Below are 21711 nucleotides of genomic sequence, written 5' to 3' on the forward strand. Positions count from 1 at the left end.
CATGAAGGTGCCGACACTCCAATACCGCTGCCCCCTTGGTCGTCTGCAGCCTCAGGCCACGGATCTGGATGCGATCAAGGAACGTGGCTGGCGTGATCAACACATCCTGGTGGTCAACGCATCCGACGAACGTCTGGACTTCATCGAGCGCGAGATCGTGCGACGCATCGGTGACCGGCTCTACGGAGGGCAACGCAATGACTAAGTGGACTATCGAGGACGTTGCTGCTCGGTTTGAAGAGGCGGCAAGCACCAGTCGACGGTTGCCTCCTGTTCGAGTGCAGGGTTACTTCAACTGCTGGCCTGCCATTGTCCGAAACGAGTGGGAGACCTTTGCTGCTGACGAGAGGGTTTACCGATCCTTTCCGCCGAGTCCAGACGCGATTGAACGAATGCTGGAAGTCATGCGCTGGGTGCAGTGGCTCACAGTTGAGCAACGTCATCTCGTATGGATGCGCGCGAAGCGCTATGGCTGGCGGGACATCACGATCCGTTTTGCCTGCGACCGCACGACGGCATGGCGGCATTGGCAGCGGGCATTGCAGACGGTCGCAGATCAACTCAATGGTGTGTTGGTCGCGTAGGGTTTTGGCGTGATTTGGCGCGTATGGTCGGGGATGTGCGTAATCACGCGGCAATCAGCGGTTTTTACCCTTGCAACAAAACGACCTGATCTTGCGTAGTATTCATCTATCGTCTGGACAGAGGTGACGGCAGAGGAAGCAGCCCAGAAATCTACGGGTCCTTCCTGGCCAAAAACCAATGCGGGGGGCGCGAGCGCGGCGCTTTTTTAGCGTCAGGGTGCGAACCAAGGTTCGCACGGTTCGCACGGTTCGCAGTTCGCACCTTGCCAGTTCGCACTAACCCCAAAACCCGCCCACGGCTTCGTCGGCGGGTTTTCTATTTTTAGGACATCATCTTTGAACACGCTCAACGTCGAGTACCGCAAGGTCGAGGCGCTGATTCCCTACGCCCGCAATCCGCGCACGCATTCCGATGCGCAGATCGCCAAGATCGCCGCCAGCATCGTCGAATACGGCTGGACAAACCCGGTTCTGGTTGATGGCGACAACGGCATCATCGCGGGCCACGGTCGTCTGGCTGCTGCTCGCAAGCTCGGGTTGGATCAAGTGCCGGTGATCGAACTGGCTCACCTCAGCACCGCGCAGAAACGTGCGCTGGTCATCGCCGACAACCGACTGGCGCTTGACGCTGGCTGGGATGAGGAGATGTTGGCGCTCGAACTGGCGGAGCTTTCCGAAGCAGGTTACGAGCTGTCGCTGACCGGCTTCGAGAACATCGAGATCGATGCGCTGCTGGCTGATGCCACGTCCGCTGAAGCAGAACCGGTGGTGCAGGATGAAGCAGACGCCAACGAACCTGATGCAGCAGACGATGTGCCTGCTGCGCCAGTGGTCGCAGTGTCGCGCGAAGGTGATGTCTGGGCCATCGGCTCGCACCGATTGATCTGTGGCGACGCCGCCGACCCGGCCGTTGTCGCCACGCTGATGCAGGGTGACACCGCGCAGCTGTGCTTCACCTCGCCGCCTTATGGCAATCAACGCGACTACACCTCCGGCGGCATCGCCGATTGGGACGCACTGATGCGCGGTGTGTTCGCGCATTTGCCGATGGCGGGCGACGGTCAGGTGCTGGTCAACCTTGGGTTGATCCACCGCGACAACGAAGTCATACCCTATTGGGACGGCTGGCTGTCCTGGATGCGTCAGCAAGGGTGGCGGCGCTTCGCGTGGTACGTCTGGGATCAGGGGCCAGGCATGCCCGGCGACTGGCAGGGCCGATTGGCTCCCAGCTTCGAGTTTGTTTTCCATTTCAATCGCAGCACCCGCAAACCCAACAAGATTGTTCCATGCAAGCACGCAGGCCAGGAATCGCACCTGCGCGCTGACGGGTCGTCCACGGCGATGCGCAGTAAGGATGGCGAGGTCGGCGGCTGGACGCACAAGGGTCAGCCGACGCAGGACACCCGCATCCCCGATTCGGTGATTCGCGTGATGCGCCACAAGGGCAAGATCGGGCAGGACATTGATCACCCGGCCGTGTTCCCGGTCGCATTGCCTGAGTTTGCCATCGAGGCTTACACCGATTCGGGTGACGTCGTGTTCGAGCCCTTCGGCGGCAGTGGCACGACGATGCTGGCCGCGCAACGCACTGGTCGTATCTGCCGCAGTGTGGAAATTGCGCCGGAGTACGTGGACGTGGCCATCAAGCGTTTTCAGCAAAACCACCCCGGCGTGCCGGTCACGCTCATCGCAGGCTGTGGAATCAAATCGGGCCAGTCCTTCGACGACGTGGCCACAGAACGGCTGGCGACCACGGAGGTAGAACAATGAGCGCGTCCTGGTTGGCAGACAAGATCGAGCAGTGGCCGACAGCCAAACTGCTGCCCTATGCCCGCAATGCGCGGACGCACTCGGATGATCAGGTGGCGCAGATCGCCGCATCGATTGCCGAGTTTGGCTTCACCAATCCGATCCTTGCAGGCAGTGACGGCATCATCGTCGCTGGGCATGGGCGCCTGGCCGCTGCGCAGAAACTTGGGCTTGAGATCGTGCCCGTGGTCGTCCTTGATCACCTGAGCCCGACCCAGCGCCGCGCCTTGGTCATCGCAGACAACCGCATCGCGGAGAACGCTGGCTGGGATGACGCAATGTTGCGGATCGAGCTGGAGGCATTGCAGCTGGAAGGGTTCGATCTGGACATCACCGGCTTCGACGCCGACGCGCTGGCCGAACTGATCGCGGGCGACGAGCCGGACAATGAGGGCCAGACCGATGAGGACGCGGTACCGGAGGTTGGCGAGACACCCATCTCGCGCCCGGGCGATGTCTGGATCATGGGCCAGCACCGACTGCTGTGCGGCGACTCGACTGTGGCAGGGAGCTATGCCCGACTGATGCAAGGTGACGTGGCGGGCATGGTGTTCACCGACCCACCGTACAACGTGAACTACGCCAACAGCGCCAAGGACAAGATGCGCGGCAAGGATCGCGCGATCCTCAACGACAACTTGGGCGATGGTTTCTACGACTTCCTGCTGGCGGCGCTGACGCCAACCGTGGCCCATTGCCGGGGCGGGATCTACGTGGCGATGTCCTCCAGCGAACTGGATGTGCTGCAGGCCGCCTTCCGTGCCGCCGGGGGCAAGTGGTCGACGTTCATCATCTGGGCCAAGAACACCTTCACCCTGGGGCGCGCCGATTACCAGCGTCAGTACGAGCCAATCCTGTATGGATGGCCTGAGGGGGCACAGCGCCACTGGTGCGGGGACCGTGACCAGGGCGACGTCTGGAACATCAAGAAGCCGCAGAAGAACGACCTGCACCCGACGATGAAGCCAGTGGAACTGGTCGAGCGGGCGATCCGCAATTCGAGCCGACCCGGCAACGTGGTGCTCGACCCGTTTGGTGGCTCGGGCACGACCTTGATCGCCGCAGAGAAGTCAGGCCGCGTCGCGCGGCTGATCGAACTCGACCCAAAGTACGTGGATGTGATCGTGCGCCGGTGGGAGGACTTCACCGGCAAGCAGGCCGCCCGCGAGGCGGATGGCGCGGCGCTTGATCAGGCGGCGAGCGACTCTTCGATGATTTCGAAGTGAATCACAAAGCCCGTCAGGTAAGGCAGGCCGCGCGGGATGCCGTACTGCCTGCTGGTCTGGCGGCCAATCGTCCAGCCCATCCAACGTTGGGTGGCGGCGTTGATCGCAGCCTGCAAAGTTTGCCCTTGGTACAAGCCGTTCTGGACGTCGTCGGCAAAATGGCGTCCGTGGCGACTGTCGAGGAAGATCCGCACCGATTCAAGCGGTTGGCAGGTGGCGTCCGAGATGGCGTTCATAGTCAGGGGCCATGCGGCTTCCGCGTGCTCGTTCATCGTGCCCCAAAAGCCCCAGGCTTCGTTCTGGGTGGCGGGGACCTGGTTGGTGGTCATGGTGTTTTCTCCGGGTTGATCGTTGCGACACCTGTAGTAACGCGCTGTTCGATTGAGAAGCCAAGTTGTACATGGCTTCTTTCTCGAACAATTTCGATTACCCGAGACGGGCTACGTAGCGGGCGTAATCACCGCCCTCGGGATTGACGTAGAGATAGGGTCGTCCGGGAGCAGTGACCTCGACGCAGAGGTAGCCGTCGCCAGTGCCCCCACCCTTGCCACGCAGCCAGTCGCGTGACACCAGCAGGCTGCGCCCAAAGGCGTCGAATTCGGCAGGGGTCAGTTCCTTGGTCTCGGTGACGTAGACCTTGTGCTGGTCGCGACCGCCCAGTTCGCCGAGGTCGGCAGGTTTGCGTGCAAACGGCAGGTGGACGCTCAATTCTTCGACCTGGAGGCTCTGGCCTCCAAACTGCAGGGTACGTTGGGTGCGTTCGATGGTGATGGTCATGGTGCTCATGGCGGTTCTCCTGGTGTGGCGTCGTCAATCACGACACCTGTATGAACGCGCTGGTGGAGAGAGAAGCCAAGCTATTCATGGCTCCTCTCTCCATTTTTTCAGGCGATGCGGTAGACCCGCTCGCCACCCTGCGGCTTGTCCGAGACGATGGTCAGGCCGAGCTTTCTCTTGAAGGCTCCGGCGAAGGTGCCGCGCACCGTGTGTGCCTGCCAGCCGGTGGCGGCGCAGATCTGGCCGATGGTTGCTCCGTCGGGGCGTTGCAGCATCCGGATCACTTCGGCCTGCTTGCTGTTGTCGCGGGTGCGCGGCTTGGCCTGCGTCGGCTCTTGTATCCACGTTGATTCGGCGGCGGTGACGGCGGCTTCCAGTTCGGGATCGCTCGTGGCGGCTGGCGCGCCTTCAGCGTTGGCGATGATCTGGTCGAGATGGGCCTCGAACTGACCGATAGCCTTCTTTTTCAATCCGGGGCGCTGCATGCCCAGGACGTCGTAGCCCTCAGCCGCGACAAACCAGTCGGAGCCGTCGGTGGTGATCAGTGCACGGTTAAACAAGCCGTCGAGCACTTTCTTGCGCGCGCCGCCTTTGATGTTGTCAGGGAACCAGTCGATCTTGCCACTGGTGTGCTCAACAGCGTGGGCCAGGATCGTGTGCTGTGCCGGGGTCAGTTGTGTGGTGGTCATGTCTTGCTCCTGCGATGTGGTGGACGGTGATGTGATGAACGCGCTGTTCCCAAGTGAAGCCAAGCGTTTTCTACTTGGCTTACGGGGTTCTCAATCAGGTGTTGGCCTTGTCCGACTGCGTGGCATTGCGGCCCTGTTCGATGCCCGCGTTGAAGGCCGCTTCGAGCGCATCGCGCAAACACCAGACAGCCACGTCGTGGAAATCGAGGCTGTCCGAGCGGCGGGTTTCCAGGGTTTCGATGCCCAGCTTGTTTTGCGCGATCTGGGTCAGGAGTTGTTCGAGGTTGCTCATGTCCGTGTCCTTTCATGGTGTTGATGACGAACGTATGAACGCGCTGTTCCAGATGGAAGCCAAGCTCAATCCGCAGGAATGACGAATAAATGATTGAAGGTGCCCCGAAGGGGAAATATGGGTATTTCGATTCGTGCCTACGCACGCCACCGAGGGGTGTCCGATGCGGCTGTGCGCAAGGCCATCGCTGCGGGACGGATCACGCCGGAGGCAGACGGAACGATTGATGCCGAGCGCGTCGACCGGGAGTGGGCGCGCAATTCCGATGCACCGCGCAATGGCACGGCCACCCGCGCGGTCAAGGTTGCCGTGCCGGAATCTAGCGCTACCACGGGTGACGGGCCTGCCGCCTCATTGGCTACATCCGCAGCAGGCGGCACGTCCTTGCTGCAGGCGCGCACGGTCAACGAAGTGGTCAAGGCGCAAACCAACAAAGTGCGCCTAGCCCGTCTCAAAGGCGAACTGGTAGATCGGCCACAGGCCATCGCCCACGTTTTCAAGTTGGCGCGCTCCGAACGCGATGCCTGGCTCAACTGGCCCGCACGCATCTCAGCACAGATGGCAGCCAAGCTCGGCGTCGATCCCCACACGATGCACATCGCCCTGGAGGCAGCTGTGCGTGAGTACCTGCAGGAACTGGGCGAGATGCGCCCAAGGGTGGATTGATGGACATGGACTACGAAGGCGCTGCCGAGATCGAACGCGCGTGGCGCGAAGGACTGACTCCCGACCCGCTGCTCACCGTGTCCGAATGGTCGGATCGCCACCGGATGCTCTCAAGCAAGGCGTCTGCCGAGCCCGGGCGCTGGCGTACCAGCCGCACGCCGTACCTGAAAGCAATCATGGATTGCCTGTCGCCGACCTCGCCGGTCGAGCGTGTGGTGTTCATGAAAGCTGCGCAGCTTGGCGCGACCGAGATGGGATCGAACTGGATCGGCTATGTGATCCATCACGCACCTGGGCCAATGATGGCGGTGTGGCCGACAGTGGAGATGGCCAAGCGCAACTCCAAGCAGCGGATCGATCCGCTGATCGAGGAGTCGTCCGCACTGGCTGAACTGATTGCACCGGCGCGTAGCCGGGATTCCGGCAACACCATCCTGGCCAAGGAGTTCCGGGGTGGCGTGCTGGTGATGACCGGTGCCAACAGCGCGGTCGGGCTGCGCTCGATGCCGGTGCGGTATCTGTTCCTCGACGAGGTCGACGGCTATCCGTTGGACGTCGAGGGTGAAGGGGATGCGATCTCGCTGGCCGAGGCGCGTACACGCACCTTCGCGCGGCGCAAGATCTTCATCGTCTCGACGCCGACGATCTCAGGGGCGTCTGCTATCGAGCGCGAGTACGAGGCCAGTGACCAACGCCGCTACTTTGTGCCGTGTCCGCATTGCTCGCACCGGCAGTGGCTGCGTTTCGAGCAGCTGCGTTGGGACAAAGGGCAACCGGAGACCGCTGCCTACATCTGCGAGTCATGTGACGCCGCGATTGCCGAGCACCACAAGACGTGGATGCTGGAGCACGGCGAGTGGCGCGCGATGATCACCGATGGCGCGGGTAAGACGTCAGGTTTCCACCTGTCGTCGCTATACAGCCCGGTGGGTTGGCGCAGTTGGCGGGAGATCGCCGCTGCCTGGGAAGCCGCCGTCAGCAAGGAATCAGGATCAGCAGCAGCCATCAAGACCTTCAAGAACACCGAGCTGGGTGAAACCTGGGTCGAGGAAGGCGAAGCGCCGGACTGGCAACGGTTGGTCGAGCGCCGAGAGGACTACCGCGTCGGTAGCGTGCCGCAAGGCGGTCTGCTGCTGGTGGGCGCGGCCGACGTACAGAAGGATCGCATCGAGGCGTCGGTTTGGGCCTTCGGGCGCGGGAAGGAGTCCTGGCTGGTCGAGCACCGTGTGCTGATGGGTGACACCGCCCGCGACACGGTGTGGAAACGCCTTGCTGAAATGCTGGCCGAGAGCTGGACACACGCCTCGGGCGCATCGATGCCGCTGGCCCGCTTCGCACTGGATACCGGGTTTGCCACGCAGGAGGCCTATGCCTTCGTGCGGGCCTGCCGCGATCCGCGTGTGATGCCGGTCAAAGGAGTTCCGCGCGGTGCAGCCTTGATCGGCACGCCGACCGCCATCGATGTCTCTCAGGGTGGCAAGAAGCTGCGCCGTGGCATCAAGGTGTACACGGTGGCAGTCAGCATCGCCAAGCTGGAGTTCTACAACAACCTGCGCAAGAGCGCAGATGTTGGCGAGGACGGATTGACCACGGTGTTCCCGGCCGGATTCGTCCATCTGCCCAAGATCGACGCCGAGTTCATTCAGCAACTCTGCGCGGAACAACTGATCACCCGCCGCGACCGCAACGGCTTCCCGGTGCGTGAGTGGCAAAAGATGCGCGAGCGCAATGAAGCGCTCGACTGCTACGTCTACGCCCGCGCGGCCGCATCGGCGGCGGGTCTGGATCGCTTCGAGGAACGCCACTGGCGGGAACTGGAGCGACAACTGGGGCTGGCCAGTCCGCCATCCCCTGAAACAACAACTGAATCGATCAACGAGGCCACCCAACGCGGTGGCCTCACTGTTTCTGGCAACCGTAACACCGGTCGGCGCGTGATCAAAAGCCGCTGGCTGTCCTGACACCTCAAGGAGAAAACATGAGTCTTGCTACCCGTATCGAAAGCCTGGTCATCCGCGTCGCGCAGGAGTTCAACGACGTCCGCGCCAAGGCTGGCAACCTGGCCAACCTCACCACCACCGACAAATCGAATCTGGTCGCAGCCATCAACGAACTGAAGGCTGCCGTGGTGTCGTCGGCGGTGATCGACGATGCGCACGTCGCGGCCACGACCACGTACTCGTCCAACAAGATCGTCTCGCTGCTCGATGCGCTCAAGACCGAAATCTTGGGCGGTGCCGATGCCGCCTACGACACGCTGGTGGAAATCCAGCAACTGCTGCAGAACGGCACCAGTGGCCTGGATGCCCTGCTGGCCGCCGTCAACAACCGTGTGCGCTTCGATGCGGCGCAGTCGCTGACCGTGGCCGAGCAACTTCAGGCACGCAGCAACATCGGTGCCGTCGCGGCCAGTGATGTCGGCAATACCGACACCGACTTCGTCGCGGTCTTTGTGGGTGCTTTGGTCTGATGAGCCTCGCATCGCGCATCAGTGCGCTGGCCAGTCGTGTCGGGCTCGAGGTCAAGACCAAGATCGACGCCACCCACCCCGGCCTGGCCCGGGCGTGGGTGTGCTTCGGCTACGTCGGCAACCAAATCGTCGTGCGTTCGTCGCACAACGTGGCCAGCGTGACCAGGACGGCGGCGGGTCGCTACCGCGTGACCTTCGCCACTGCCATGCCGGATTCCAACTACTGCTGGACGGCGCTCGCCCGCAGCAGCACCAACAGCGGCACGCAGCGCATTGCGATTGTGCGATCCAGCACCGACCAGAAGACCGCTCAGTACGTCGACATCAGTTGCGCCACCACGGCCGCATCGTTCGACGACTCCTCTGAAATCAACCTCACGGTGTTTCGCTGATGGCCTACACACAAGCACACCTCGACGCGTTGGAAGCGGCGCTGGTCAAGGGCGAAAAGCGCGTGACCTTTGGCGACAAGACTGTCGAGTACCGCAGCGTCGATGAACTCCAGGCCGCCATTGCGGCGGTCAAGCGCGACCTCTTCGAGCAGGCTGTGGATACCGGGCTGTGGCCCGGTGCGCCACGCCAGATCCGGGTCACCACCGGCAAAGGGTTCTGAACATGCAATGGTTTGACCGAATGCGTGATCGGTTACGAAAAGGCGTCGGCATGAGACTGCTTGGCGGTACGCCGTTCTATGACGGCATCGGTGGCGGTCGCCGCGCGTTGGCGTGGCAGGTCGGCAATCCAGGTGCCGTCGCAGCGCTCGCGTTCACCCAGAACGAATTGCGCGCCAAGAGCCGCGATCTGGTACGCCGCAATGCCTGGGCAGCGGCAGGCGTCGAAGCTTTTGTCTCGAACGCCATTGGCACCGGCATCAAGCCGCAGAGCATGCTGGCAGATCAGCCCCTGCGCGAAGCCATCCACAGCCTGTGGTGGGACTGGTGCGAGGAGGCCGATGCTGCTGGACTGACCGATTTCTACGGCCTGCAGGCCTTGGCCTGTCGCGCCATGCTCGAAGGCGGGGAATGCCTGGTGCGGCTGCGCTATCGCCGCCCGGAGGATGGCCTACCGGTGGGCCTGCAACTGCAGCTGCTTGAACCCGAACATCTGCCAGCCACGTTGAATCAGGAATTGCCCTCGGGAAACGTGATCCGCGCAGGCATCGAGTTCGACAAGCTCGGAAGGCGGGTGGCTTACCACCTGTATCGCTCGCACCCGGGTGATGGCTCACTGGCCCCGATGTCGGGCACTGGTGGCGTGGTGGGCGGTCTCGACACTGTGCGTGTTCCAGCCAGCGAAATCATCCACCTGTTTCGTCCCTTGCGGCCCGGACAGATCCGGGGCGAGCCGTGGCTGGCGCGCGCGCTGGTCAAACTCAACGAACTCGACCAGTACGACGACGCCGAGCTCGTGCGCAAGAAAACCGCCGCGATGTTTGCGGGCTTCATCACGCGCATGTCACCCGAGGACAACCTGATGGGTGAAGGACTGCCGGATGCCAGTGGCGCAGCCTTGGCTGGGCTGGAGCCGGGCACGATGCAGATCCTGGAGCCCGGCGAGGACGTGAAGTTCAGTCAGCCTGCCGACGTTGGCGCGAGCTACGCCGAATTCCTGCGAATGCAGTTCCGGGCGGTGGCAGCGGCGATGGGCATCACCTACGAGATGCTGACCGGCGACCTGACGCAAGTGAACTACTCGTCGATCCGGGCCGGGCTGCTGGAGTTTCGCCGCCGCTGTGAGGCCATCCAGCACGGCGTGATCGTCCACCAGATGTGCCGCCCGATCTGGCGTACCTGGATGGAGCAGGCACTGCTTGAAGGCGCGCTGGCGCTGCCGCAGTTCACCGAGAAGAAGCGCGACTACTTCGCGGCCAAGTGGATTCCGCAGGGCTGGCAGTGGGTCGATCCCAAGAAAGAGTTCGACGCCATGCTGACCGCCATTCGCGCCGGGTTGCTGTCTCGCTCGGAAGCCATCTCGGCCTTTGGCTACGACGCCGAGGACATCGACCGCGAGATCGCCGCCGACAACCAGCGTGCCGATGCGCTTGGTCTGGTCTTCGACTCCGACCCGCGCCATGACAAGGCTCCCCAACCCTCGACATTGGGCGCTCCCATGAATGCGGCCGCCACGGTGGCCGTGCCGCAAGACCCACAGGAAAACTGACATGCAACTCATTCATCTGGCGTCCCGCCTCTACGGGACGCCGCTCCTCATTGCGCGTCCCAAACTCGATGTGATCCTCTCAGTGCTGGGCTCCCGCATCGGGTTGCCCGATCTGGACATGGCCATGCCGCTGCCCACGCCGCGCCAGAGCACCACTTCGGGTCAGGCGGGCATTGCCGTCATCCCGGTGGTCGGCACGCTGGTCAGGCGTTCGATGGGTATCGAAGCGGCCTCTGGCCTGATGTCCTACGGCGAGATCGAAGCTCGCCTGGACGCCGCATTGGCCGACCCGCAGGTGGCGGGCGTCCTGCTCGATCTGGATTCGCCCGGCGGTGAGGCCTCGGGCGTGTTCGAGCTGGCTGAGCGCGTCCGCGCCGCCAGCACCATCAAGCCGATCTGGGCGCACGCCAACGATGCCGCGTACTCGGCAGCCTTTGCCATCGCGGCGGCCTGCCAGCGCCTGACGCTGTCGCAGACCGCCGGTGTCGGTTCGATTGGCGTGATCGCGCTGCACGTCGACCAGTCGGTGAAGGATGCCAAGGACGGCCTGAACTACACCGCCGTCTTCGCGGGCAGCCACAAGAACGACTTCTCCCCGCACGAGCCACTCACCCCGCAGGCCACCACGGCGTTGCAGACCGAAGTGGATCGCCTCTACGACATCTTCGTGAATCAGGTCGGGCAGATGCGCGGCCTCGACCCGGACGCCGTGCGCGCCACCGAGGCGGGTCTGTTTTACGGCGAGCAGGCGGTGGCAGTGGGCCTCGCCGACGCCGTGATGCCGCTTGAACAGGTGATGACCGAGTTCACCGACGCGTTGGCGGCCAAGCAGCGGCTGGCGCAGCCCGGCGTGGCTCGCGCCTCGCCGCGAAGCCTGTCCACGCAGCCCATCTCAAGCCCGCCCCGAAGCAAACCTTTCACCCTGGAGAACACCATGACCGACCCCAAGAACGACCACGACAACCCAAACGATCCGACCGACGCCGACCCGCAGGGCGACCAGCCGCAGACCGACAGCGATCCGCAACCGACGCCTGCTGCCCAAGCAGCACTGGCGCAGTCCTTTGCCAGCGGGCGCAGCCAAGCACAGGCCATTGCAGAGATGTGCCTGATCGCGGGCCAGTCCCAACGCACGGCGGAATTCCTCGCAGCAGGCTTCTCGGAAGCGCAGGTGCGCCGCGCCTTGCTGGATGCCCGTGCCGACCAACCCGAAATCGCCTCGCGCATCACCGCCGATGCAGGAACCAGTCAGCGCCCGGAAAACAGTCCGGTGGTCGCTGCCGTCAAAAAACTCACCGCCAAGGAGTAAGCCATGCCCACTGTCTCTCAACCCAAGAACCTCGGTGACATGCTGAAGTACGAAGCGCCGAATTTCTACTCGCGTGACCAGGACACCGTCGCTGCCGCGCAGAACCTGTCGCTGGGCACGGTGGTGGGCCGCGAAACGGCTAGCGCCAAGCTCAAGGCCCTCGACCCGAGCGCCACGGACGGCACGGAAACCGCCGTTGGCGTGCTCGGCAATGACGTCGATGCGACGTTGATCGACCGCGAGGACGCGATCTTGATCGCCCGCCACGCCATCGTCGCGCGCGGCGCATTGGTCTGGCCGACCGGTCTGACGGTTGCACAGAAGGCAAATGCCGTTGCCCAACTCACCGCCCTTGGGGTGCTGGTGCGCGAGAGCGCCTGATCCCGTCCCAACGATCCATCTCACTCCCCCCGAAAACCCGCCGCTGGCGGGTTTCGTCATTTCTGGAGATCCCAAATGCAGAACCCTTTTGAAAACCCCGGCTTCTCGATGGCCAGCCTGACGGCCGCCATCAACCTTTTGCCCAACCGCTATGGACGGCTGGAGCAACTCAACCTGTTCCCGGCCAAGCCGGTGCGCACCCGGCAGATCATCGTCGAGGAGTACGCCGGTCGTCTGAACCTGCTGCCCACCCGCGCGCCCGGTTCGCCCGGCACGGTGGGTGAACGTGGCAAGCGCAACCTGCGCTCCTTCGTGATCCCGCACATCCCGCACGACGACGTGGTGCTGCCGGAAGAAGTGCAAGGCCTGCGCGCCTTTGGTTCCGAAACCGAAATGGAAGCCATTGGCGGTGTCATGGCCCGTCATCTGGAGACCATGCGTAACAAGCACGCGATCACCCTGGAGCACCTGCGCATGGGCGCACTCAAGGGCAAGATCCTCGATGCCGACGGCAGCGAGCTGGTCGATCTGTTCGACGAGTTTGACATCACCGCGCAATCAGTGTCCTTCGAGTTTTCGACGGCGGCCGACAACGGGCAAATCAAGAGCGCCTGCCTGGAGCTGCTTGGGCTCATGGAAGATGGGCTCACGGGCGAGTTTTCGACCGGCGTGCATGTGTTGTGCTCGACCGAGTTCTTCCGGGCGCTGACCACCCACAAGGAGGTCAAGACCGCCTACCAGAACTGGCAACAGGGCGCGGTGCTGATCAACGACATGCGCTCGGGCTTCAGCTACAGCGGCATCACCTTCGAGGAATACCGGGGCCAGGCGACTTTTGTGCAGGCCGACGGCACGCTGGGGTCGCGCCGGTTCATCGCCGCTGGTGAAGCCCATGCATTCCCGGTCGGCACGGTGGACACCTTCGCCACCTACTTCGCGCCAGCGGACTTCAACGAGACCGTGAACACCATCGGTCAGCCGCTGTATGCCAAGCAGGAGCCACGCAAATTCGACCGTGGCACTGATCTGCACACGCAATCGAACCCGCTGCCGATGTGCCACCGCCCAGGCGTGCTGATCAAGCTGACCTCTGCCTGATGGATGTCACGACGCTCTACGAAGCCGCCCGCAACGCCGGGCTGCTGACGCCGGTCACGGTTGCGGGCGGAACGGTGCATTGCGCCTTCCGCGCTCCGGACGAAACCGTGCTGGATGGCTTCGCGCTGTCGCGGGACTACCAGATCGACTACCCGGCGTCTTGGCTGACGCTGGCAGTTGGGGAGACGGTCGAGGTCGCAGGCAACACCTATCAGGTGCGCGACGTGCGTGCCATCGGCGACGGTTCCGAGCGTCGCGCCTCGCTCACCCAACTCTGAGGAATCCGCCATGAACTCCGTCCGCGAGCGCGTCTTGCGGGAGGTCGTCACGCGCCTGGCATCTGCGATTGCCCCGATCCCGGTGCTGCGCATGCCTGCCGTGCCGGTCACCCGCGAGGCCAGTCCGGCGCTGCTGCTGTTTGTCGATGGCGACAGCATCACAGCCCACGCCAACCACCTCGTCGACCGGCTGCTGATCGTCCGGCTTGCCGTGGTGGCACGCGGAGCGGATGCCTTCGACGTGGCCGACCAGGCCCTGGTCGCAGCCCACGCGGCTTTGCTGGCTGACCCGAATCTGGGCGGGCTGGCCATCGCCGTGCGCGAGATCGACTGCGAATGGGAGTTCGACGACGCCGATGCCGGGGCCGTCGCGCTGCCCGCCCGCTACGAGATTCGTTACCGCACCCACGCCATCGACCTCACCCAAACAGGATGAATACATGCACATCGAACTACTGAAACCCCATACCCATGCAGGCAAGCGCCTCTCCGTAGGTGATCGCCTTGATCTGAATGACGCCAGCGCCCGTTGGCTGATCACACAAGGCACGGCCAAAGCGGCCACTCCAGCCACTGATTCCAAACCCACCCGCCGTGATGCCACGTCCGGTGTTTCCACAACTGCAGCCACCCAAGGAGACTGAACATGGCTTACTTTTCCGGACAAGGTCGCGTCTACATCGGCGCACGCGATGAACTCGGCAACCCAGCAGGACTGACCTTCGTCGGCAACGTGCCCGAACTGAAGGTATCGTTGTCGGTGGATACCATCGAGCACCAGGAAGCGCAGTCGGGCCAGCGCCTGACCGACCTGCAGCTCATCAAGACCAAGAAGGGCGAATTCGCCTGCACGCTGGAGGAACTGATCGCCACCAATCTGGCGCTCGCGCTCTACGGCACCACGACCACGATCACCCCCGGCACCGTGACCAGTGCACTGCTGCCCAACCCGGTCACGCCGGGCAGCCTCTACCCGCTGGCCATGCAAAACGTGTCCGCCGTGCAGATCCAGGACTCAGATGCCACGCCCAAGACGCTCCCGGCCAGCCAGTACAGCGTCAATGCCAAGCACGGTTCGCTGGTGGTGCTCGATGCCACGTCGGGCGGCCCGTACACCGAGCCGTTCACCGTCGATTACGCCTATGGTGCGGCGCAGAGCACGGCGATGTTCACCCAGCCCTTGCCAGAACGCTGGATTCGCTTCGAGGGGCTCAACACCGCCGACGGCAACCGCGAGGTGGTGATCGACCTGTACCGCGTGGCCATCAACCCGGCCAAGGAACTCTCGATCATCACGGACGAACTGCTCAAGTTCGAGCTGTCGGGCCAAGTACTGGCGGATCTGACCAAGCCAGTCGGTGGTGATCTCGGTCAATTTGGCCGTCTGGTGCTGCTGTGATGGATGACTTCAAGACTTTCCCACCTGCACCGGTGGTCGTGACGCTGTCCAGTACGGCGCTGGAATTGACACCGATCCGGCTGGGCGAGTTGCCACGGCTACTGGCCGTGGTGCGTCCGCTGGCCGAGGAAATCACCAGCGATCCGGACTGGATGGCGCTGCTGGGGCGGCACGGCGATGCCGTACTGGATTTGCTGGCGATCACCACCCGGCGTGAACGCGCGTGGATCAATGACCTTCAGCTTGCGGACGCCGTGCAACTGGCCGCCGCCGTGTTCGAGGTGAACGCGGATTTTTTCGTGGCGCACGTCGTGCCGAGCATTCAGGGCGCAGCCCAGCGACTCGCGCCGACACTGCGCTCACTGACGAACTCGGCTGGGACGCTGCCATCGCCCGCTTGATCCGCTCCGGGCACCGCCTTGGCGACGTGATGGCCTACACACTCACCCAAGCGCAAGCCTTTCTGGATGTCGACGGCCAGATCGAGCGGCAGCAACTGGCCCAGCTGCTCGGCATTCATGCCGTGGCAGCGCAGGGCGAGAAGCGTGGCATCGAACAACTGCAACGCGATCTTCTGAAGGACTGAGCCATGCGTCTCTCGCTCACCACCACCGGCTTGCTGGACCCGCGCCAGTTGGCAGCGTGGAGCACCGAGCGGCGTCGTGCCATCCACACCGCCGTCGCCAAGGGCATGCTGTCGGGCGGACGCGAGGTGCGTGATGCCGCGCGATCCGAGATGCGCAGCGCCTTCACCGTCAAGCGCAACAGCTTCATCTCATCGATGGGTGTGAAGGTGTTCGACAAGAAGCCGGAGCAACTGCCCGCCTTGCTGGTGGGCAGCAAGATTCCTTGGCTCGGCCTGCATGAAAAAGGCGGCACGGTGAGCGGCAATTTGCTGATACCGCTGCTGCCCGGGCGCATCGGCCCCAAGCGCTTCAAGGCGGTCATCGATGGCCTGATGCGCTCGGGCAATACCTTCTTCATCGAGAAGAACGGTCGCGTGCTGCTGATGGCCGAGAACATCAAAGAGAACGCCGGGCAGCTCAACCGCTTCAAGCGTGCCGAGCGTGCCCGGACTGGCGCAAAACAGATCAAGCGCGGCCAGGAAATTCCCATCGCCGTGCTGGTCAAGCGCGTCGATCTCAAACGACGACTGAATCTGGCGGGTGGCGTGCAACGCGCACTACCTGCCTTGGCGCGAGCGATTCAACAAGAACTGGACAAAGTCTGATGGCAAGCAATCGTGCCCAAATCCTGATCAGCGCCGTCGACCAGACCAAGACCGCTTTCGACTCGATCAAGCGGGGCTTGGGCGGCCTCACCGATACGGCCAAGAGCGTCAATGGCGTGCTGGCCAACCTTGGTGTGGCCGTGTCGGTGGCGGGGCTGACCGCTATGGTGAAATCGGCCATCGACACTGGCGACGCGCTGGACGAGATGTCGCAACGTGTCGGTGTCAGTGTCGAAACCCTGTCGGTATGGAAACCGGCAGCCGAGCAGTCAGGTGTCTCCGGCGAGTCCTTCGAGAAGGGCCTGCGCAAGCTGTCCACCACGATGCTGGAAGCCGCGACCGGGTCGGAAGATGCCGCTCGCGGATTTTCTGCGGTGGGCGTCGAGTTCAAGAACCAGGACGGCACCCTGCGTGCCACCGATCAGGTGCTACTGGATCTGGCCGAGCGCTTCAAGGCCATGCCCGATGGCGCGGAGAAGACTGCGCTGGCCGTGCAACTGTTCGGCAAGTCAGGAGCGGAGCTGATCCCGTTTCTGAATCAGGGGCGCGACGGCATCAACGAGCTCGCCGCCGAGATGCAGGCGCTCGGCGTGCAGATGAGCAGTGAGACTGCAGCACAGGCTGGCAACTTCAACGATGCGCTCGACAAGCTGAAGCTGGCCACCACCAGCATCGGCAACCAGATCATCGCCTCCTTGCTGCCCGCCCTGAACGACATGGCCGGTGGCATGGTCGAGTCTGCAAAGCAAGGCGGCACATTGCGCGCGATCCTGGATGGCGTGGTGCTGGTGCTCAAGACCCTGGCGCTCGGTGCCGCCACGGTTGGCAAGGCCTTCGTCGCCTTGGGCGAGGCCATAGGTGCAGGTGTCGCTGCCGCTGTGGAAGCGCTCAAGGGCAACACCGATGGGGCCAAGGCCATCATTGCCGACCTCAAAGGCAATCTGGTCAAACGGTTGGATGAGCTGGCGTCCTTCCGCGACAGCCTGTTCGATCCCAAGCCCATTGAGGTCAAGGCTCCCAAGATTCAGGCCGATCCGGAACTTCTGCAGCGCTTGACCAAACCCAAGGCCGCCAAGCCCGCGCAGGACACGACCGGCGCGCAGACCACGCTGATGAAAGCGCAGCTGGACGCCGAGTTCACGCTGCTCAAGGACGGACTGGCGCGGCAGCAAACTGCGCTGGATGCAGCACTTGAAGACCGTCTGGTTTCGGTGCGCGACTACTACGCGCAGAAGACGGCCATCGAGCAACGCGAGGTCGATGCCGAGATTGCCCGAAAGCAGCAAGAGTTGGCGCGCAGTCAGCAAGTCGCCACCACGGGCAAGTCAGAAAACGACCGCCTGCGCGCTAAGGCTGAAGTGGCCAAAGCGGAAGCCGACCTCATCACGCTCAACAACCGGCGCACAGACATCGAGCAGGCCAATGCGCGCAAGGCTGCGCAAGCCGAGCGTGAACTGGCCGATGCTTTGGCGCAGGCGCGTGAGGAACTGGCACAGATCACCGGCACAGCCACAGATGCCGACCGGCAGGCTGCCATTGAGCGTAGCTACCGCGATCTACGGGCGCGACTGGCGGCAGAAAGCGATGCCGACGGCGTGTCGCTCGTTGACCGGCTGATCAACGTGAAGGCAGCGCAGGCCAATCTGGCGGCCTTGGAGGCCCAATGGCGGCAGGTCACCGAGCGTCTGCGCAATGCGCAGGAGGCCATTCAGACCCAGCAGCAGGCCGGTCTGCTCACCGAAACGCAGGCCCGTCAGCAGATCGTGGCCTTGCAACAGCAATCAGCCACAGAGATGGAGCGCTTGTTGCCGACCATGCAGCAAGCCGCGCAGGCCATCGGGCCCGATGCAGTGATTCGCGTGCAGGCGTGGCGCAACGAGCTGGATCGCACCAAGCTCACCGTCGATGAAATGGCACCGCTGTGGAACCGCATCGGTGAGAGCTTCGGCGGTGCGCTCAACGGGATGATCACCGGCGCGCAGACCTGGCGCAGTGCCTTGGCCAGCATTTTTCAGCAGGTGGCCGACGCCTTCCTGCAGCAGATCGTGATCCAGCCGTTCCAGCAGTGGATCGCGATGCAGGCGCGGATGCTGGCCCTCAAGTTGGGTTTCATCCAGCAGGAGCAGACCGTCGATGCGGCGGCCAGCGCCGCCAAGGTCGCGCAAAAGACCACCGAAACCACCGCCGTGGTGTCGATGGATGCGGCCAAGGCGGGAGCCGGGGCTGCGGCGTCGCAGGCTTCAATTCCCTACGTTGGCCCGGCACTCGCGGTGGCCGCGATGGTAGCCATGGTCGCCGCAGTCATGGCGCTCTTGGGCGGCATCAAGAAGTTCGCGGGTGGCGGTCTGGTCTCCGGGCCGGGCAGCGCCACCTCGGATTCGATCCCGGCACGTCTGTCCGCAGGCGAGTACGTGGTGCGGGCGGCCGCAGTTCGCCAGGTCGGTGTGGCCTTCCTCGACTCGCTAAATGGCTTGTCGGTAGGCCCGCGCTTCAAAGGTGGTGAGCTGGCCTTTGCTGCCGGTGGTCTTGTGCCGGAAGTGAAAGTGCCACCCGCGCAGCCGCAGATGAATCAGGCGGTGCGCATCGTTAACGCAGTCGATCCGGGCGTGACGCACGACCACCTGCAGTCCCCTGCCGGGGAGAAAGTCATCGTCAACATCATCGGGCGCAATGCACGGGCCATCCGTGCGGCGCTGCAAGGGTAAATCTCATGGCACTTCTGTTCATCGACGGTTTCGATCACTACGACCCGCAGGCCGTGGACAGCTTTGGCGATCCGTGGCTCGCACGTGGCAAGGCGGCCTACCTGTCGCCGCAGGCCACCCGCATCAATGGCCGTCGCCCGTCCTCCTATGCCCTGCGATTGCCGGAAGGTTCCGGAGGCGGCTACGTCAAGAACCTCGACGCCACCAAAACCAGCCTGATCGTTGGTGCCGCCATCCGCGTGGTGCCGTACCAGAACACCTACACCGAACCCTTGCTGCTCGGCGTGCGTGACGCCAATTCGCAGGTCGCGCATCTCGTGAAAATCGGCGAGGACGGTCGGCTCAAGCTCTACCGCTGGCAATACGGCTACGACCAGCTGATCTCTGTATCAGTCGCCAGCGCTCCGGCGCGCGGCTGGCACTACATCGAGTTGCAGGTCACGCAAGGCACCAGCAACGGCATTCTGTCAGTGCGCATCAACGGCATCCTGGCCATCCAGATGACGGCGCAGAACACCATCCAAGGCGGTGGCCAACTGCTTACGGCATTCGTGGGCGCGGTGCCTGGCCAGAACTGTCCACTCACCATCGACGTCGACGACTTCTACATCGCTGACACCAGCGGCACGATCAACAACACATTCCTCGGTGATGTGCGCGTCGATGCCTTGCAGGCGCAGGCCGATGGCAGCCTAAACCAGTGGACAGCCAGTCCGGTCGGCACTGCCGCATGGGAAGCCGTCAGTGACGAGGACGAGGCTACGGCAATCAGTGCGCCCAGCGTGGGGTTGCGCCAGTCCTTCGATGTCGAGCCGCTGCCGGTGATGGCCACGCCCGCCATCTACGGCGTGCAACTGACCATGCTGGCGCGCAAGACCGACGCCGGTCTGGGCAAGGTCAAAGGTCTCGTGGTCAGTGGTGCGCAGAGCGCCGTCAGTACCGACATCATTCTGCAGGAGCAACTGGCCTGGCAGAGCACGCTGTTCGAGCGCAATCCGAACGGCAGCGTGCAGTGGACGGAGGCCGCCTTCAATGCCGCTGAATTCGGCGTGGAGTCGGCATGACGGATCGCGTCGTCGTTCGAGACATCACGGAGGTTTCCAGCAAGCCGACGCCGGGAAGCGAACTGCCCGCCTTCCAGAGTGAAGTGCTCTCGCGTGCCACCTTTGGGGCGAGCGCAGCCCGCTTTACGCCGGAATCGGCTGTGGCTCCGCTGCCTCCCAATCTTGCGGCCAGCCTGCTGGCGGAATCCTTGGCAGGCCCCTGGCCACCCATCGATACACCGACCTTCTTAGTCGAAGTGCTGCGCCGAGATACGGCCTCGAGCGCCATCGTCGCCACGGGTATGGATGCCTTTGGCGACCAGCCGTGGCCGGATGCGCAACGCGGCGTGTTTGCCTTCCGACACGATTGGATGGAGCCCCTCGTGGAACGGCTGGAGTGGCAGACCAGCGTCACGCGGCTGGCCAGCGGCAACGAATCCCGACAGGCGCGCCGACGCGTTCCCCGGCGCTGGCTCACCTACAAGGTGGGTAACGCCCGGCAGACGGATGCCCTGGTGGCCGACTGGCTGGCCGATCATCTCGGTCAAATGGCGCTGTGGCCGCTGCCGCAGTACGCGGTTCACCTGACCGAGTCCTGCGAACGTGGCGCACTGGCACTCAATGTGACGGAGGCAGACGGGCGACAGTTCGGGCCACTCTCGGCCAATGTGCATCTGACCTACGACGGAGTGCAGGGCTGGCAGGAAACTGAGAACAATGGCCGCTGGATATTGATCATCTCCGCCGATGGCTGGCAGATCGCGCAATTCAGCGATATGGAAAGCGATCTGCTGTGGCTGACGGAGCCTTTGGCACGCGCCGCAGCCATGGGCAGCACCGTCATGCCCTTGGTGTGGGGCAAGGCCATCGACCCGGTGGATCTCACCCAGTGGGTGCCTGGCATGGTCGGCGCCAACATCCCCACACAGATCCAACCTGCGCCACTGCCCGACCAGGATGTTCTCGATGACCCATGGCTCGACGAGATCCCGGTCTGGCCAGATGGCAACTGGCGCGACGATCCGACGGCTGCCGCACAAGCGACGATCACCCGCCAGGACTTTTCACCCGCTGATCCGAGGGTGCGCCGGGACGATCCGTGGTCGACGACGACTTTGCAGCGGCGCTATCTGGCCAGCTCACTGGATGAAATCGAAATCTGGCGGGCGCGACTGTGGCGCACTGAAGGTCGTCTGGAAGCGTTCTGGCTGCCCGATGGCTTGGCCCCGATCCTGCGGGTGACCGTCGAAACCGATCCCGAAGATGGCTTCCTGCGCGTGGATGGCAAAGACATCTCTGCGTTTTGGCATCGCCCCGCCGCCTGCTTGATCGTGCATCCGGACGGATACCGGCAGCACGCCCTGACGGCGACCTGCCATCTGGATCATGGCGGTGTGTTGGTTCTGCGCTCGGGCCTCGACGACTGGGTGCCCGAAGGCAGCCGCGTCATTCGTCTCGTGCGCTGCCGCCTGGATCACGACGCCATCGACTTGTACTGGCACAGCCCGACGCTGCTGGAGATCACCCTGACCGCGCGCCAGTTGCCCGAACCACGCGGTAATGACCGTCAAACCTACGAGGGAGAGTAAGCACG

The 21711-nt window shown here is 63.5% G+C and carries 27 protein-coding genes; 23 read left to right on the forward strand and 4 right to left on the reverse strand.

Translation table 11 applies throughout. From position 1 onward, the window contains the following. Position 1 precedes the first annotated feature (1 nt). The 4 genes from HNQ59_RS10785 to HNQ59_RS10800 all read left to right on the forward strand — a co-directional run bounded on the left by HNQ59_RS10785 (position 2) and on the right by HNQ59_RS10800 (position 3619). Positions 2-205, forward strand: a complete 204-nt coding sequence (locus HNQ59_RS10785; protein WP_184038932.1) for a hypothetical protein — start codon at positions 2-4, stop codon at positions 203-205. Further along, entirely contained in the window at positions 198-584 is a 387-nt protein-coding gene (locus HNQ59_RS10790; protein WP_184038935.1) for a DUF6362 family protein, read from the forward strand. The genes HNQ59_RS10785 and HNQ59_RS10790 overlap by 8 nt, the downstream gene beginning before the upstream one ends. A gap of 336 nt (positions 585-920) precedes the next feature. Further along, on the forward strand, positions 921-2354 hold the full coding sequence (locus HNQ59_RS10795; RefSeq protein WP_184038937.1) for a site-specific DNA-methyltransferase: 1434 nt from the start codon (positions 921-923) through the stop codon (positions 2352-2354). Continuing rightward, on the forward strand, positions 2351-3619 hold the full coding sequence (locus tag HNQ59_RS10800) for a site-specific DNA-methyltransferase (RefSeq protein WP_184038940.1): 1269 nt from the start codon (positions 2351-2353) through the stop codon (positions 3617-3619). Before HNQ59_RS10795 ends, HNQ59_RS10800 begins: the two co-directional genes overlap by 4 nt. On the opposite strand, the gene HNQ59_RS10805 is transcribed toward HNQ59_RS10800, so the two are convergent. From HNQ59_RS10805 to HNQ59_RS10820, 4 genes are all read right to left on the reverse strand, one after another. Further along, positions 3583-3948: a hypothetical protein gene (locus tag HNQ59_RS10805; protein WP_184038943.1), complete on the reverse strand. Its 366-nt coding sequence runs from the start codon at positions 3946-3948 to the stop codon at positions 3583-3585. The two genes, HNQ59_RS10800 and HNQ59_RS10805, sit on opposite strands and share 37 nt — an antisense overlap. 97 nt (positions 3949-4045) lie before the next feature. Further along, positions 4046-4405: a hypothetical protein gene (locus HNQ59_RS10810; RefSeq protein ID WP_184038946.1), complete on the reverse strand. Its 360-nt coding sequence runs from the start codon at positions 4403-4405 to the stop codon at positions 4046-4048. Positions 4406-4503: 98 nt separating this feature from the next. After that, positions 4504-5085, reverse strand: coding sequence for a DUF3489 domain-containing protein (locus tag HNQ59_RS10815; protein WP_184038949.1), 582 nt, complete (start codon positions 5083-5085; stop codon positions 4504-4506). Between the two features lie 94 nt (positions 5086-5179). After that, a complete protein-coding gene (locus tag HNQ59_RS10820) occupies positions 5180-5377 on the reverse strand; it encodes a DUF6900 domain-containing protein (RefSeq protein WP_184038952.1) in 198 nt (65 codons plus the stop codon). A gap of 117 nt (positions 5378-5494) precedes the next feature. Between HNQ59_RS10820 and HNQ59_RS10825 the strand changes: the two genes are divergently transcribed. The 19 genes from HNQ59_RS10825 to HNQ59_RS10915 all read left to right on the forward strand — a co-directional run bounded on the left by HNQ59_RS10825 (position 5495) and on the right by HNQ59_RS10915 (position 21706). After that, complete coding sequence (locus HNQ59_RS10825) at positions 5495-6043, forward strand: elements of external origin (protein WP_184038955.1); 549 nt, start codon at positions 5495-5497, stop codon at positions 6041-6043. Continuing rightward, positions 6043-8004 (forward strand): phage terminase large subunit family protein, encoded by a 1962-nt coding sequence (locus tag HNQ59_RS10830; protein WP_184038957.1) that lies wholly within the window; start codon positions 6043-6045, stop codon positions 8002-8004. The genes HNQ59_RS10825 and HNQ59_RS10830 overlap by 1 nt, the downstream gene beginning before the upstream one ends. Positions 8005-8021: 17 nt before the next feature. After that, the gene (locus tag HNQ59_RS10835; RefSeq protein WP_012080616.1) at positions 8022-8513 is read left to right on the forward strand and encodes a hypothetical protein; all 492 of its coding nucleotides are present in this window, start codon (positions 8022-8024) and stop codon (positions 8511-8513) included. Next, positions 8513-8905 carry a hypothetical protein gene (locus HNQ59_RS10840; RefSeq protein ID WP_184038960.1) on the forward strand — a complete coding sequence of 131 codons (393 nt, stop codon included), beginning with the start codon at positions 8513-8515 and terminating at the stop codon, positions 8903-8905. The genes HNQ59_RS10835 and HNQ59_RS10840 overlap by 1 nt, the downstream gene beginning before the upstream one ends. Next, positions 8905-9126: a phage head-tail joining protein gene (locus HNQ59_RS10845; protein WP_009521720.1), complete on the forward strand. Its 222-nt coding sequence runs from the start codon at positions 8905-8907 to the stop codon at positions 9124-9126. The genes HNQ59_RS10840 and HNQ59_RS10845 overlap by 1 nt, the downstream gene beginning before the upstream one ends. Before the next feature lie 2 nt (positions 9127-9128). Further along, positions 9129-10673 carry a phage portal protein gene (locus HNQ59_RS10850; RefSeq protein WP_184038962.1) on the forward strand — a complete coding sequence of 515 codons (1545 nt, stop codon included), beginning with the start codon at positions 9129-9131 and terminating at the stop codon, positions 10671-10673. A 1-nt stretch (position 10674) separates the two neighbouring features. Next, entirely contained in the window at positions 10675-11982 is a 1308-nt protein-coding gene (locus tag HNQ59_RS10855) for a S49 family peptidase (protein WP_184038964.1), read from the forward strand. Positions 11983-11985: 3 nt separating this feature from the next. After that, entirely contained in the window at positions 11986-12363 is a 378-nt protein-coding gene (locus tag HNQ59_RS10860; RefSeq protein WP_184038966.1) for a head decoration protein, read from the forward strand. 75 nt (positions 12364-12438) lie between these two features. After that, positions 12439-13461 carry a major capsid protein gene (locus tag HNQ59_RS10865; RefSeq protein ID WP_184038968.1) on the forward strand — a complete coding sequence of 341 codons (1023 nt, stop codon included), beginning with the start codon at positions 12439-12441 and terminating at the stop codon, positions 13459-13461. Next, a complete protein-coding gene (locus HNQ59_RS10870) occupies positions 13461-13739 on the forward strand; it encodes a head-tail joining protein (protein WP_184038970.1) in 279 nt (92 codons plus the stop codon). The genes HNQ59_RS10865 and HNQ59_RS10870 overlap by 1 nt, the downstream gene beginning before the upstream one ends. A gap of 10 nt (positions 13740-13749) precedes the next feature. Then, positions 13750-14175 (forward strand): hypothetical protein, encoded by a 426-nt coding sequence (locus HNQ59_RS10875; RefSeq protein ID WP_184038973.1) that lies wholly within the window; start codon positions 13750-13752, stop codon positions 14173-14175. 4 nt (positions 14176-14179) lie between these two features. Further along, positions 14180-14383, forward strand: coding sequence for a DUF7210 family protein (locus HNQ59_RS10880; RefSeq protein ID WP_184038976.1), 204 nt, complete (start codon positions 14180-14182; stop codon positions 14381-14383). A gap of 2 nt (positions 14384-14385) precedes the next feature. Then, positions 14386-15138, forward strand: a complete 753-nt coding sequence (locus HNQ59_RS10885) for a phage tail tube protein (protein WP_184038979.1) — start codon at positions 14386-14388, stop codon at positions 15136-15138. After that, positions 15138-15539 (forward strand): questin oxidase family protein, encoded by a 402-nt coding sequence (locus HNQ59_RS10890; RefSeq protein ID WP_184038982.1) that lies wholly within the window; start codon positions 15138-15140, stop codon positions 15537-15539. Before HNQ59_RS10885 ends, HNQ59_RS10890 begins: the two co-directional genes overlap by 1 nt. A 29-nt stretch (positions 15540-15568) precedes the next feature. Next, on the forward strand, positions 15569-15724 hold the full coding sequence (locus HNQ59_RS10895) for a hypothetical protein (RefSeq protein WP_184038985.1): 156 nt from the start codon (positions 15569-15571) through the stop codon (positions 15722-15724). A 3-nt stretch (positions 15725-15727) separates the two neighbouring features. Then, a complete protein-coding gene (locus tag HNQ59_RS10900; protein ID WP_184038988.1) occupies positions 15728-16369 on the forward strand; it encodes a DUF6441 family protein in 642 nt (213 codons plus the stop codon). After that, a complete protein-coding gene (locus HNQ59_RS10905; protein ID WP_184038991.1) occupies positions 16369-19074 on the forward strand; it encodes a coiled-coil domain-containing protein in 2706 nt (901 codons plus the stop codon). The genes HNQ59_RS10900 and HNQ59_RS10905 overlap by 1 nt, the downstream gene beginning before the upstream one ends. Positions 19075-19079: 5 nt before the next feature. Further along, positions 19080-20138 carry a hypothetical protein gene (locus HNQ59_RS10910; RefSeq protein WP_184038993.1) on the forward strand — a complete coding sequence of 353 codons (1059 nt, stop codon included), beginning with the start codon at positions 19080-19082 and terminating at the stop codon, positions 20136-20138. Beyond that, positions 20135-21706 (forward strand): hypothetical protein, encoded by a 1572-nt coding sequence (locus tag HNQ59_RS10915; RefSeq protein ID WP_184038995.1) that lies wholly within the window; start codon positions 20135-20137, stop codon positions 21704-21706. Before HNQ59_RS10910 ends, HNQ59_RS10915 begins: the two co-directional genes overlap by 4 nt. The last annotated feature ends 5 nt before the right edge of the window (positions 21707-21711 follow it).

This window comes from Chitinivorax tropicus, assembly GCF_014202905.1.
Classification (GTDB): domain Bacteria; phylum Pseudomonadota; class Gammaproteobacteria; order Burkholderiales; family SCOH01; genus Chitinivorax; species Chitinivorax tropicus.

Excerpts from the sequence above, each read along its gene's own strand:
- HNQ59_RS10785 (WP_184038932.1), top strand. The coding sequence starts at position 2 with ATGAAGGTGCCGACACTCCAATACCGCTGCCCCCTTGGTCGTCTGCAG.
- HNQ59_RS10790 (WP_184038935.1), top strand. The coding sequence starts at position 198 with ATGACTAAGTGGACTATCGAGGACGTTGCTGCTCGGTTTGAAGAGGCG.
- HNQ59_RS10800 (WP_184038940.1), top strand. The coding sequence starts at position 2,351 with ATGAGCGCGTCCTGGTTGGCAGACAAGATCGAGCAGTGGCCGACAGCC.
- HNQ59_RS10805 (WP_184038943.1), bottom strand. The coding sequence starts at position 3,948 with ATGACCACCAACCAGGTCCCCGCCACCCAGAACGAAGCCTGGGGCTTT.
- HNQ59_RS10810 (WP_184038946.1), bottom strand. The coding sequence starts at position 4,405 with ATGAGCACCATGACCATCACCATCGAACGCACCCAACGTACCCTGCAG.
- HNQ59_RS10815 (WP_184038949.1), bottom strand. The coding sequence starts at position 5,085 with ATGACCACCACACAACTGACCCCGGCACAGCACACGATCCTGGCCCAC.
- HNQ59_RS10820 (WP_184038952.1), bottom strand. The coding sequence starts at position 5,377 with ATGAGCAACCTCGAACAACTCCTGACCCAGATCGCGCAAAACAAGCTG.
- HNQ59_RS10825 (WP_184038955.1), top strand. The coding sequence starts at position 5,495 with ATGGGTATTTCGATTCGTGCCTACGCACGCCACCGAGGGGTGTCCGAT.
- HNQ59_RS10830 (WP_184038957.1), top strand. The coding sequence starts at position 6,043 with ATGGACATGGACTACGAAGGCGCTGCCGAGATCGAACGCGCGTGGCGC.
- HNQ59_RS10835 (WP_012080616.1), top strand. The coding sequence starts at position 8,022 with ATGAGTCTTGCTACCCGTATCGAAAGCCTGGTCATCCGCGTCGCGCAG.
- HNQ59_RS10840 (WP_184038960.1), top strand. The coding sequence starts at position 8,513 with ATGAGCCTCGCATCGCGCATCAGTGCGCTGGCCAGTCGTGTCGGGCTC.
- HNQ59_RS10845 (WP_009521720.1), top strand. The coding sequence starts at position 8,905 with ATGGCCTACACACAAGCACACCTCGACGCGTTGGAAGCGGCGCTGGTC.
- HNQ59_RS10850 (WP_184038962.1), top strand. The coding sequence starts at position 9,129 with ATGCAATGGTTTGACCGAATGCGTGATCGGTTACGAAAAGGCGTCGGC.
- HNQ59_RS10855 (WP_184038964.1), top strand. The coding sequence starts at position 10,675 with ATGCAACTCATTCATCTGGCGTCCCGCCTCTACGGGACGCCGCTCCTC.
- HNQ59_RS10860 (WP_184038966.1), top strand. The coding sequence starts at position 11,986 with ATGCCCACTGTCTCTCAACCCAAGAACCTCGGTGACATGCTGAAGTAC.
- HNQ59_RS10865 (WP_184038968.1), top strand. The coding sequence starts at position 12,439 with ATGCAGAACCCTTTTGAAAACCCCGGCTTCTCGATGGCCAGCCTGACG.
- HNQ59_RS10870 (WP_184038970.1), top strand. The coding sequence starts at position 13,461 with ATGGATGTCACGACGCTCTACGAAGCCGCCCGCAACGCCGGGCTGCTG.
- HNQ59_RS10875 (WP_184038973.1), top strand. The coding sequence starts at position 13,750 with ATGAACTCCGTCCGCGAGCGCGTCTTGCGGGAGGTCGTCACGCGCCTG.
- HNQ59_RS10880 (WP_184038976.1), top strand. The coding sequence starts at position 14,180 with ATGCACATCGAACTACTGAAACCCCATACCCATGCAGGCAAGCGCCTC.
- HNQ59_RS10885 (WP_184038979.1), top strand. The coding sequence starts at position 14,386 with ATGGCTTACTTTTCCGGACAAGGTCGCGTCTACATCGGCGCACGCGAT.
- HNQ59_RS10890 (WP_184038982.1), top strand. The coding sequence starts at position 15,138 with ATGGATGACTTCAAGACTTTCCCACCTGCACCGGTGGTCGTGACGCTG.
- HNQ59_RS10895 (WP_184038985.1), top strand. The coding sequence starts at position 15,569 with ATGGCCTACACACTCACCCAAGCGCAAGCCTTTCTGGATGTCGACGGC.
- HNQ59_RS10900 (WP_184038988.1), top strand. The coding sequence starts at position 15,728 with ATGCGTCTCTCGCTCACCACCACCGGCTTGCTGGACCCGCGCCAGTTG.
- HNQ59_RS10905 (WP_184038991.1), top strand. The coding sequence starts at position 16,369 with ATGGCAAGCAATCGTGCCCAAATCCTGATCAGCGCCGTCGACCAGACC.
- HNQ59_RS10910 (WP_184038993.1), top strand. The coding sequence starts at position 19,080 with ATGGCACTTCTGTTCATCGACGGTTTCGATCACTACGACCCGCAGGCC.
- HNQ59_RS10915 (WP_184038995.1), top strand. The coding sequence starts at position 20,135 with ATGACGGATCGCGTCGTCGTTCGAGACATCACGGAGGTTTCCAGCAAG.